This window comes from Leucobacter sp. wl10 (assembly GCF_003569785.1).
Taxonomy (GTDB): domain Bacteria; phylum Actinomycetota; class Actinomycetes; order Actinomycetales; family Microbacteriaceae; genus Leucobacter.
Map to the genome: position 1 here is coordinate 19,165 of NZ_KZ984015.1, position 11,090 is coordinate 30,254.

Here is an 11,090-nt window from a genome sequence, read left to right on the forward strand (position 1 = left end):
CGGCCGCTGATCCTCAGCGGGCGCGGGGGTGCGCCAGAAGATAGTGCTCCCGCAGCGTGTCGGCCGTCACCTGCGTGTAGATCTGCGTGGTGGTGACCGACGCGTGGCCGAGCAGCTCCTGCACCGTGCGCACGTCAGCGCCGCCGGCGAGCAGGTGGGTGGCGAAGGAGTGCCGCAGCGTGTGAGGCGAGACCTGGCTCGCGATGCCGGCGCGCTCCGCCGCGGCGCGGATCACGAGCCAGGCGCTCTGCCGCGACAGTCGCCCCCCGCGCGGTCCCACGAAGAGCGCGGGCGTTCCCTTGCCGCGGGCGGCCATCTGCGGCCGGGCGCGCACGAGGTAAGCGGCGAGCGCACGGCCGGCGTAGCTGCCGTAGGGCACGATCCGCTGCTTCGATCCCTTGCCGGTGACCTGCAGCATTCCCCCCTCGCCCAACGCCCGCTCGGGGTCGCCCCACACGTCGCCCCGGCCCGATACCGCGAGCAGGTCGTCGATGTCGAGTGCAGTGACCTCGCTCACGCGAGCCCCCGTCGCATACAGCAGTTCGAGCAGCGCGCGGTCGCGCGACCCGACCGCATCGTCGCCCCGGGGGTCCCCCGCGGCGTCGAGCAGCGCCTCCACATCCTCGACGGCGAGCGCCTTGGGCAGCCGCTGCGCGCGCTTGGGGGTGCGCACGCCGCTGCCCGCGTGGCTCTCGAGCAGCCCCTCCTCGAAGAGGAAGCGGTGCATGCCGCGCACGGTCGAGAGGCGTCGGGCGATGGAGGCAGGCGCGAGCGGGCGCGACGCGGCCTCGGGTGCGGCCTCGGGTCCGGCCTCGGGTCCGACGGTGCGCCCGAGCTCGGCGACGTACTCCGAGAGCGTCTCGGGCGCGACCCCGGCGAGGTCGCGGATGCCGCGACCTTCGAGCCAGGCGGCGTAGGCCGCGAGGTCGCGCCGGTAGGCCGCCCGGCTGTTGGCCGAGAGCCCGCGCTCCAGGGCGACGTGACGCAGGTAGTGCTCCATCCCCTGCGCCGCCGTCAGCGCCATGGTGCGCCCATCAGGCCGAGCGCTCTCCGCGTGAGGCTTCTCGAGCGGTCCACGGCAGTTCGGGATCGCGCAGCGTCGTCCAGCCCCGCTCGCGGGAGGCCCAGGCGGCCAGCACGGCGCTCACCGTGACGGCGTTCTGCACCCGCCCCGCGAGAGCGGCCTCGACGACGTCGGCCAAGGGCACCCAGCGCGGCACCAGCTCGGCCTCCTCGTCGGAGCGCTCGTAGTCGTGCTCGACGGCGCGCAGATCGCGCGCGAGGAAGACGCGCATCGCCTCGCTCGTGCCGCCCGGCGAGAGGAACTCGTCGAGCAGCAGGTCCCACCGCTCCGCGCGCAGATCGGCCTCCTCGGCCAGCTCGCGCTGCGCCGCCAGGAGCCCGGACTCCTCCGGAGCATCCATGAGCCCCGCCGGGATCTCCCAGTCCCGGTGCGCGATCGCGTGCCGGTACTGCCGGATCAGCAGCACGCGCTCCTCGGCGTCGAGCGCCAGCACCGCCACCGCGCCGGTGTGATCGATGTAGTCGCGCACGAGCTCCGCCCCGCCGAACTCGAAGCGATCCCGCCGCACGTCCCAGACGCGGCCGCGCACGAGCAGCTCGCTCTCGAGCACGCGCACGTCCGCGGCGGGCTCGTCGACGAGGGGGGCGGGGGGCGGATCGCCCGCGGACCCGTCGGCCTCGATGGGCGGGGGGCTACTCGGCGGGCTCGACATCGAACAGCCTCGTCGCTTCGCGGCGGTCGATCGCGGCGCTCACGAGCCCCGCGAAGAGCGGGTGCGGCTTGCCGGGGCGCGAACGCAGCTCGGGGTGCGCCTGCGTGGCCACGTAGAACGGGTGCACGTCGGTCGGCAGCTCGACGTACTCGACGAGCGCGCCTTCGGGGCTGGTGCCCGAGAACGAGAGCCCCGCCTCGGCGATCTGCTCGCGGTAGCGGTTGTTCACCTCGTAGCGGTGCCGGTGGCGCTCGCTCGCCGTCGAGGCGCCGTAGAGCTTCGCCGTGAGGGACCCCTCGGCCAGCACCGCCTCGTAGAGGCCGAGGCGCATCGTGCCGCCCATGTCGCCGCCGTCGATGATGTCGACCTGCTCCGCCATGGTCGCGATGACGGGCACCGGCGTCTCGGGATCGAACTCGCTCGACGACGCGCTCTCGAGCCCGACGACGTTGCGGGCGTACTCGATCACCATGCACTGCAGGCCGAGGCAGAGGCCGAGCGTGGGGATGCCGTTCTCGCGGGCAAAGCGCAGCGCACCGAGCTTGCCCTCGATGCCGCGGATGCCGAAGCCGCCGGGAACGCAGATGCCGTTGACCTCGCCGAGGGCTTCGAGCGCGCCCTCGGGCGTCTCGCAGTCGTCGGAGGGCACCCACTTGATGTTGACCTTGGTGGAGTGCGCGAAGCCGCCCGCGCGCAGCGCCTCGGTGACGGACAGGTAGGCGTCGGGCAGGTCGATGTACTTGCCCACGAGCGCGAGCGTGACCTCGCCCCTCGGGTGGTGCACGGCGTCGAGCACGGGCTGCCAGCCGCTCCAGTCAACCTCGTGAGCGCGGTCCACGAACCCGAGGTCCTCGACGATGGTCTGGTCGAGGCCCTGATCGTTGAGCAGACGCGGCAGGTCGTAGATGCTCGGCACGTCGATCGCGTTGACGACGGCGTCCTCGTCGACGTCGCACATGAGGGCGATCTTGCGCAGGTTGTCGTCGGTGACGGGGCGGTCGCTGCGCAGCACGAGCGCGTCGGGCTGGATGCCGATGGATCGGAGGGCCGCGACGGAGTGCTGCGTGGGCTTCGTCTTCTGCTCGCCCGAGGCCCCCATGAACGGCACCAGCGAAACGTGCACGAAGAACACGTTGTTGCGGCCCAGCTCGTGGCGCACCTGGCGCGCCGCCTCGAGGAACGGCTGCGACTCGATGTCGCCGACCGTGCCGCCGACCTCGGTGATGATCACGTCGGGCTGGGGGGTCTCGGAGGCCTGCAGGCGCATGCGGCGCTTGATCTCGTTGGTGATGTGCGGGATCACCTGCACCGTGTCGCCGAGGTACTCGCCGCGGCGCTCCTTGGCGATGACCGTCGAGTAGATCTGGCCGGTGGTGACGTTGGCGGCCTGCGACAGGTTGATGCCCAGGAAGCGCTCGTAGTGCCCGATGTCGAGGTCGGTCTCCGCCCCGTCGTCGGTCACGAAGACCTCGCCGTGCTGAAACGGGTTCATGGTGCCGGGATCGACGTTGAGGTACGGATCGAGCTTCTGCATGACCACGTGCAGACCGCGCGCGGTGAGCAGATTTCCGAGGCTCGCGGCGGTGAGCCCCTTGCCGAGGGAGGAGACGACACCCCCGGTCACGAAGATGTGCTTGGTAACGCGGATCTGGTCCGTTCGCTGCTCTGTTCCCACGGGCTTCGATCCTATCAGGTGCGGCATCGCGCGGACAGGGAGGCCGGGCATGAGGGGGACCGAGACGCGGATCCGCCGCTCACCATGCTCGTCGAGACCTCTAGCGCCGGGCGACGGCCCTAGCGCAGCTCCTGCCGCGGCACCCACACCTGCTTGATGATCATGAGCACCATCGCGGTGACGGGGATCGAGATGAGCGCGCCCAGCAGCCCCAGCAGGGTGCCGCCTGCGAGGGCACCGATCACCACGAGCGCCCCGGGCACCGATACCACCCGGTTCATGATGCGCGGAGTGAACAGATACGACTCGATCTGCATGTAGATGAGGTAGTAGACCGCCGCGGTGATCGCGGCGGTCGGCGAGTTGAAGAGCGCCACGATCGACACGAGCACGGTCGCGGTGACCGATCCGATGAGCGGGATCAGCGCCAGCATGAAGACGCCCACGGCGACCAGGCCCGCGAACGGCACGCCCACGATCGTCATCATGACGAAGCCGAGCACCGAGTTGATGAAGGCGAGCACGACCATGCCGCTGACGTATCCGCCGACCGACTTGGTGACCTGCTCGGTGATGTCGATCACCTTCGCGCGGCCGGATCGGGGCACGAGCGAGTAGAAGGCCCGCTTGATGGTGCGCAGCGACGCGAGGAAGTAGAGCGTGAGGATCAGCACGATGAGCGCGGCCGTCAGCCCGTTGGCGATCCCGATGCCCGCCTGCCACACGCCTCCGGCGACCTGAGCCCAGTTGCCCGGATCGCCCACGAAGTCCTGTCCCATCTGCAGCAGCCCGTCGAAATCCACGAACTTGCCGAAGCGCTCGTTCACCTCCAGGAACCACTGCTGGCTGGTGACCTCCCGGAACAGGGTGGGGGCGCTGCGAACCAGCAGCGAGATCTGGTTCGCGATCATCGGGATGATGACGGCCAGCAGACCGGCGATCACCAGGACGAAGCCGCCGAACACGACCGCGATGCCGAGCGGCCGCCTCAGCCCCTTGCGCTCGAGCCAGCGCACCACCGGGTCGAGGCCCAGCGCCACGAAGAGCGCCGCCGCAACGTACATGATGATGGTGGTGAGCTGGTCGACGATCGCGCCGAACAGCAGGGCGACGAGCACGCCCAGCGTGACCGTGAAGCCCAGCTGGAACGGCCCGCGCACCACGAACTCGCGCGTTTGGGCCTTGGCGCGCTCCTGGCGCGCGTCGACCGCGGCCTCGCGGGCGTCGCGGTACATCTCGCGGGTCTCGGTGTCCATCTGCTCGAGGTCGGCGTGCACGACATCGGGATGACTGTCGAGGTAGGCCGCCTTGGCCTCCTCGCCATCGTCGAGCGCGGGTTTTGCGACGCCTCGCCTTCGTCCGAACAACTTCGCCATGCGGCTGAGCGTACCATTCACCTGCGACATTCACGCGTCGCGCAGCGCGAGCAGCTCGGCGGCGTGCTCGAGGGCGCTTCCGGAGTCGCTGAGCCCCGAAAGCAGTCGCGCCATCTCGGCCAAGCGCTCGTCGCCGTCGAGGCGACGGCAGCTGCTCTCCGTGAAGCCGCCCGAGGAGTCCTTCACCACCTGCAGGTGGTTGCTCGCGAACGCCGCCACCTGCGCGAGGTGCGTCACCACGATCACCTGGGATGTGCGCGCGAGGCGGGCGAGGCGGCGGCCGATCTCGATGGCCGCGGCGCCGCCGACGCCCGCGTCGACCTCGTCGAACACGAAGGTCGGAACGGGATCGGCCCCGGCGAGCACCACCTCGAGCGCCAGCATGACGCGCGACAGCTCGCCGCCGGAGGCGCTCTTGCCGATGGGGCGGGGCGCCGAGCCCGGGTGGGGGCTCAGCAGCAGCTGCACCTCGTCGCCGCCGGAGGCCCCCAGTCCGTCGAGGGGCGATACCCGCGCCACGAACTCCGCGTCGGGGAGCGCGAGCTGGCGCAGCTCCACCGTGACGAGTTCGGAGAGCCGCACCGCGGCGGCGGACCGCAGCTCGGAGAGTCGTGCCGCCAGCTCGCGCTCTCGCGCGGCCGTCGTCTCGAGGCGCGCCCCGAGCTCTTCGATCAGCTCGTCGTCGCCGTCGAGCTCGGTGAGACGGCGCGCCGCACCCGCCGCGTACTCGACCACCGCGGCCGAATCCGAGCCGTACGCCCGGAACAGCGTGTTCAGCCCCGCGAGCCGCTCGTTGGCGCTCGCCAGCTCGCCCGGCCCCTCCTGGTCGAGGTCCGCGGCGTAGGCCGCGAGCTCGCGCGCAGCATCGGCCACTTGGAAGCTCACGCTGCGCAGCGTCTCGAGCACCGATGCGAGTCGCCGGTCGTGGTCGGCCACGCGCTCCACCTCCCGGAGCGCCTCGTCCACGAGACCGGCGGCGTCTCGGATCATGGGGTCGTCGGAGTCGCTCGAGAGCGCCTCGTGAGCGGTCGAGGTCGCCGCGCGCAGCGCCTCGGCATTGCTCAGCAGCTCGATGCGCTGCCCCAGCTCCGCCTCCTCGCCCGGCTGCGGGTCCACGGCGGCGATCTCCTCCAGTTCCGCCCTCAGGCGCATCGCCTCCGCTGCTCGCTCGTCCCGCGCCCCGCGGAGCTCGGCGACGCGCTCCTCGAGATCCTGTCGTTCGCGATGGACGGCGCGGTACTCCCGCAGCACGGCCGCGAGTCCCTCGCCGCCGAAGCGGTCGAGAGTGTCGCGCTGGGCAGCGAGGGATCGCAGCCGCAGCTGCTCCGACTGCCCGTGCACGGCGAAGAGGCGCTCGGCCAGCCGACCGAGCGATCCGACGGGAGCGCTCGATCCGCCGACCGTCGCCCGACTGCGGCCCTCCGCGCTCACCGTGCGGCTCAGCACCAGCTCGCCGTCCTCGACATCGCCCCCCAGCTCCTCGACGATCTCGGCCACCGCGGAGTCTGCGGTGCGCACGACTCCGCCGACGCGCGCGTGGGCGGCCCCGCCCCGCACCGCTCCCGCGTCGCCGCGCTCCCCCATGAGCAGACCGAGGGCGCTCACCACCATCGTCTTGCCCGCTCCGGTCTCACCGGTGATCGCGGTGAACCCGGGGCCGAGCGGCAGCGTCGCGTCGGCGATGACCCCGAGATCCCGGATCCTCAGCTCCTCGATCACGCAGTGGCTCCGCCCTCTCGGCGCGGGCCGCGCCACCCCGAGACCGGCAGGTGGAACTTGCGCACGAGACGATCGGAGAACACGCCCTCGTTGAGCCGCGCCAGACGCACGGAGTACTCCGAGCGGCACACCTGCACGATCGATCCCGCCGGGAGCTCGGTGCGACGGCGGCCGTCGCACCACATCACCCCCGGCCCGATGTTCTCGGGCAGGATGCGCACGCTCAGCACGGAGTCGGTGCCCGTGACCAGGGGTCGGTCGAACAGCGCGTGCGCCGCGATGGGCACCACGAGCATCGCCTGCACGCCGGGCCACACGACGGGGCCGCCCGCCGAGAACGCGTACGCCGTGGACCCGGTCGGGGTGGCGAGCACCACGCCGTCGCACGCGAACGACGACACGGGCAGACCATCGACGCCGATCTCGACCTCGAGCATGCGTCTGCGCTTCTCGACGCTCGCCTCGTTGAGCGCCCAGGTGTCGGCGATGACCTCCCCGTCGCACGTGGCGCGCACGTCGAGCGTCAACCGCTCCTCCACCGTGTAGTCGCGTCGCAGCACGCGATCAATCGTCGAAGCGAGATCGTAGCTCTCCATCTCGGCGAGAAAGCCGACGTGCCCCAGGTTGACGCCCACGATGGGGCACTCCGATCCGCGCAGCAACTCCGCCGCCCGCAGGATCGTGCCGTCGCCGCCGAGCACGATCGCGACTTCGAGCTCGCCGATCGCGACGTCGCGGCCGAGCTGCGCGGTCTGCTCGATCTCGATGTGAGGAGCGAACTCCTCGCGATCCTGCGCGTCGAGCACCGGCGTCACCCCCGCTGCGTGCAGCGCGGCCATCGCCTCGACGGTCGCCGCCACCGCCTCGTCGCGGTGCGTGTGCGAGACGATGAGGAATCGCCGCGCATCGCCGATCTGAGCCGTGGTCATGATCCTCCTCCCGCTCGCGCATCGAGTCGCCCGTCTCGCGCGGGCGCTCCGCAGAGCCGCGCGATCCGCTCCTCCCATTCTGTCGGATCGGCCGTCGGCCCGCCCGCCCGTTCTCGGCGCGCGAAGTGCACGAGGAACTCGCGGTTGCCGCTGCCTCCGGTGATGGGCGAGGCGGCGAGGCCGAGCGTTACCAGGTGCTGCTCGGCCGCGGCCCGCAGCACGAGGCGGATGGCCTCGGCCCACTGCCCGGGATCGGTCACCACGCCGTCGCGCACCCGCCCGACCTCGAACTGCGGTTTGATGAGCAGCACGAGATCGGCGTCGGGCGCGGCGCAGCGCGCGGCGGCGGGGAGCACGAGCGTCAGCGAGATGAAGGAGAGGTCGGCGACGACCACGCTGGGGGCCTCCGCGAGGCCGGTGTCGGCCGCGAGACCCTCGGGGGTCAGCTCGCGGGCGTTGCGACCCTCGACGAGGCGCACCCGCGGGTCCTGGCGCAGCTCGGGCGCCAGCTGGCCGTGGCCGACGTCGATCGCCTGCACCGCGATCGCGCCGCGCTCGAGCAGCACCTGCGTGAACCCTCCGGTCGAGGCTCCCAGATCGAGCGCGAGCCGGCGCGAGGGATCGAGGCCGAAGAGGTCGAGGGCAGCGGCGAGCTTGTGCGCGGCGCGGCTCACGTAGCGATCGGACTCGGTGACGACGACGCGGGACCCGGGGTCCACGCGAGTGCCGGCCTTCACCGCGGGGGTGTCGTCGAGCAGCACCCCGCCGCTCGCGATGAGCTCGGCGGCGCGGCTGCGGGATCGAGCGAGGCCGAGCCGGGGCAGCACCCGGTCGAGCCGCTCCGGCGCGCCGTTCCAGACGGCTGCTCCGAGGTCGGCGTTCGCCTCAGCTGCCACCGTCGCCCCGCTGGAGTTCGGCGAGCAGCTCGTCGTGCAGCTGCTCGAAACCGGCCGCGCGCTGCGGCAGCGGTTGCGCCTCGATGAGCTCGATGCGTCCGAGCAGGCCGTCACCGCCGGGGTCGGCGCCGGATTCGGCGGGTCCGGGCGACCCGGCTGTTTCTGCCCCGCGATCCTCGATTCCGCTCATGCGTCCAGCCTACCCATCGCCGGCGACATTCGAGAGGTCGGAGGGGCCCTAGGCCCAGTGATCCTCGTAGATGATCTCGGGGATCTTCAGCCCGTAGATCGCGAGGCCGGAGGCCCACACGGCAGCGCATCCCGCGCGCAGCAGCTCGAGCGGCGAATCGCCCTCCGCCACGACGCTCGCGATGTGACCCTCCATGCGCACCTTCGCAGTGCCGACCTGCATCGTGCCGTCCTTCAGCCGCTCGGTGCGGGGATACGGCCTCTCGAGCTCTGCGAGCGAGGCGACGATGTAGTCGGGGCGCATGTCCTGCGACGCGGCGATGAGCTGCTTCGGGCGATCGACGCCGGTGAGCACTTGGAGCGACGGGATTCCGGCCGCCTGCGCGCCCTTGATGTCCGTGTCGAGCCGATCGCCGATCATCAGCGCGTTGCGCGTGCCGAAACGCTCGAAGGCCGCCTCGAAGATGGGGGTCTCGGGCTTACCCGCGAACACCGGCAGCCGCTGCACGGCCGTGTGCACCGCGGAGACGAGCGTGCCGTTGCCCGGGGCGAGCCCGCGGGCGACGGGGATGGTCCAGTCCGTGTTGGTCGCGATCCAAGGCAGCGGATCGCGCCCCGGCCGCTCGGCGAGCGCGAACGACGCCTCGGCGAGGTGCTCCCACCCCACGTGGGGGGCGAAGCCCTGCACGACGGCGGCGGGATCGTCGTAGGCGCTACGGGTGACGGCGAAGCCGGCCTTCTCGAGCTCGTCGACCAGGCCGTCGCCGCCCACCACGAGCACTCGGGACCCGGCCGGTACCGTCCGAGCGAGCAGCGCGACGGCCGCCTGCGGAGACGTGACGACGTCGCGAGCCTCGACCCGCAGCCCCAGCTCGCGCAGGTGCGCGGCGACGGTCTCGTCGGTGCGCGACGCATTGTTGGTCAGGTAGCCGAGTCGCACGGAATCGGCGGCGCGGTTGAGCTGCTCGACGGCGCCCGGGATCGCGCCCGGGCCGCGGTAGACCACGCCGTCGAGATCGGCGAGCAGCAGCTCGCGTCCCTCGAGGGGGGCGGGGTCGAACCCCGTGCGCTTCGTACCGAAGAGGCCCACTACTCGTCGACCTCCGGCTTCCGATCGGCAGCGGCGTCGACGACGCCGGGATCGGCCAGCAGCTCATCCACCTCGGCGACGACCTCCTCCTCGAACGATCGCGGTGCGCCGGCCTCGGGCCTCGGCTCCGCGATCGGCTCCCCGGTCTCCGCGAGCGCGGCCTCGTCGTTCCGGTCCGCTTCCTCGAGCGACTCGAAGATCTCGAACACCTCGAGCTCGTCCATCGCGCCGAGATGATCCTGCAGCGCCGCGGCCGCGCGGTCCGCATGCCGCTGCCACGTGCGGGCTTCCGAGTCCCGGCCGAGATCCTCGAGCACCGCGGCGTAGGCGGCGAACAGCTCAGGGCTCCACGAGAACGCCTTGCGCGGGTTGAGCTCCGGGATCTCCAGCTCGAACAGCGCCTGCTGCGTCTGACCGACGTCCAGCCGCGCCCCGGACATCGCGATCGCCAGGTGCACGCGCTGCTCGGTGTCGAGCTGCTCGGCGTCGACCTCGAGCCCGGTCTCGATCGCCTTCTCCGGACGGCCGAGCCCGCGCTCGCAATCCACCACCAGCGCGGCGTGCCCGTCGAGTCCGCTGAGGCGGCGGTATGTGCGCAGCTCGCGCAGCGCCAGAGAGAAGTCCCCGAGGCGGTACGCGGTAATGGCGAGCGTCTCGCGAGTCACGGGGATGCGTCCGGCCCGGCGGCTCGCGGAGAGCGCGTGCTGATGCGCCAGCTCGGGGTCATCATCGATCAGCATCGCGACCATCGCGAGGTGTCGCGCCACGCGGTCCTGGACGTCGGCCTGCAAGGTCTTCAGCTCGTTGCGGGCGGCCGGGTGCAGGTCCTTGGCCTGCACGTCGTCCGGGATCACCGGATCCCGGTGCTCGGAGCGCACCGGCCGCAGCTCGTGCTGCAGCCTCTCGGCCTCGGTGTACTCCCGATCGCGACCGCCGCGGTCGCTGCGTCCGCCGCCGCGGGTGCCGCCCCGACCGTACTGCTGGCGGTCGTCCCGGCGAGCGCGGTCGGAGCCCCGCTCGCCCCCCTGCCGTTCGCCGTCACGGCGCGGTCGGCGCTCGTCTCCGTCGCGACGCGGTCGGCGCTCGTCTCCGTCACGACGCGGTCGGCGCTCGTCACGGTCGCCGTACTCGCGACGGGGCCGACGCTCGTCGCGGTCGCCGCCGTCCCGGCCGCGGAAGGGACGCCCTCCCTGCTGGCGGGCGCGGCCCCCCTGGTCCGCTCCCCCGGAGTCACGGCGCTCATCGCGACCTCGTTCGCCCCGAGGCCGGCCGGCCGGCCGGCCGGAACCGTCGCGTCTCTTGCCGGGGCCGCGATCCGCGGACTCGTTCCGCTGGGGTCGATCGTTCATGGGTGCCTCCCGGAAGATACGCTATTGAGCTGTTCGAGCCTGGAAATGGAAAGAGGGCCGCACAGCGACACCAACTCTGGTATTCACTGTACGACCCTCTTGGGGTGGTGTTCGGCGGTGTCCTACTCTCC

10 protein-coding genes are annotated in these 11,090 nt (G+C 71.9%); all 10 read right to left on the minus strand.

Annotation, left to right across the window (positions count from 1 at the left end):
* Nucleotides 1-13: 13 nt before the first annotated feature.
* The 10 genes from D1J51_RS16940 to D1J51_RS18515 all read right to left on the minus strand — a co-directional run bounded on the left by D1J51_RS16940 (nucleotide 14) and on the right by D1J51_RS18515 (nucleotide 10,959).
* Nucleotides 14-1,024 (minus strand): site-specific tyrosine recombinase XerD, encoded by a 1,011-nt coding sequence (locus D1J51_RS16940; RefSeq protein WP_205548014.1) that lies wholly within the window; start codon nucleotides 1,022-1,024, stop codon nucleotides 14-16.
* A gap of 10 nt (nucleotides 1,025-1,034) precedes the next feature.
* Complete coding sequence (locus D1J51_RS16945) at nucleotides 1,035-1,736, minus strand: NUDIX domain-containing protein (protein ID WP_119077105.1); 702 nt, start codon at nucleotides 1,734-1,736, stop codon at nucleotides 1,035-1,037.
* Nucleotides 1,717-3,411: a CTP synthase gene (locus D1J51_RS16950; protein ID WP_119077106.1), complete on the minus strand. Its 1,695-nt coding sequence runs from the start codon at nucleotides 3,409-3,411 to the stop codon at nucleotides 1,717-1,719. The genes D1J51_RS16945 and D1J51_RS16950 overlap by 20 nt, the downstream gene beginning before the upstream one ends.
* A 119-nt stretch (nucleotides 3,412-3,530) precedes the next feature.
* Nucleotides 3,531-4,787 (minus strand): AI-2E family transporter, encoded by a 1,257-nt coding sequence (locus D1J51_RS16955; RefSeq protein ID WP_119077117.1) that lies wholly within the window; start codon nucleotides 4,785-4,787, stop codon nucleotides 3,531-3,533.
* Nucleotides 4,788-4,817: 30 nt separating this feature from the next.
* Nucleotides 4,818-6,506: a DNA repair protein RecN gene (recN, locus tag D1J51_RS16960; RefSeq protein WP_119077108.1), complete on the minus strand. Its 1,689-nt coding sequence runs from the start codon at nucleotides 6,504-6,506 to the stop codon at nucleotides 4,818-4,820.
* Nucleotides 6,503-7,435 (minus strand): NAD kinase, encoded by a 933-nt coding sequence (locus D1J51_RS16965; protein ID WP_205548031.1) that lies wholly within the window; start codon nucleotides 7,433-7,435, stop codon nucleotides 6,503-6,505. Before D1J51_RS16965 ends, recN begins: the two co-directional genes overlap by 4 nt.
* Nucleotides 7,432-8,331 carry a TlyA family RNA methyltransferase gene (locus D1J51_RS16970; RefSeq protein WP_205548033.1) on the minus strand — a complete coding sequence of 300 codons (900 nt, stop codon included), beginning with the start codon at nucleotides 8,329-8,331 and terminating at the stop codon, nucleotides 7,432-7,434. Before D1J51_RS16970 ends, D1J51_RS16965 begins: the two co-directional genes overlap by 4 nt.
* Entirely contained in the window at nucleotides 8,321-8,521 is a 201-nt protein-coding gene (locus D1J51_RS16975; protein ID WP_119077109.1) for a hypothetical protein, read from the minus strand. The genes D1J51_RS16970 and D1J51_RS16975 overlap by 11 nt, the downstream gene beginning before the upstream one ends.
* A gap of 48 nt (nucleotides 8,522-8,569) precedes the next feature.
* Complete coding sequence (locus D1J51_RS16980) at nucleotides 8,570-9,610, minus strand: HAD-IIA family hydrolase (protein ID WP_119077111.1); 1,041 nt, start codon at nucleotides 9,608-9,610, stop codon at nucleotides 8,570-8,572.
* Complete coding sequence (locus D1J51_RS18515) at nucleotides 9,610-10,959, minus strand: hypothetical protein (protein WP_240423412.1); 1,350 nt, start codon at nucleotides 10,957-10,959, stop codon at nucleotides 9,610-9,612. The genes D1J51_RS16980 and D1J51_RS18515 overlap by 1 nt, the downstream gene beginning before the upstream one ends.
* Nucleotides 10,960-11,090: the final 131 nt, after the last annotated feature.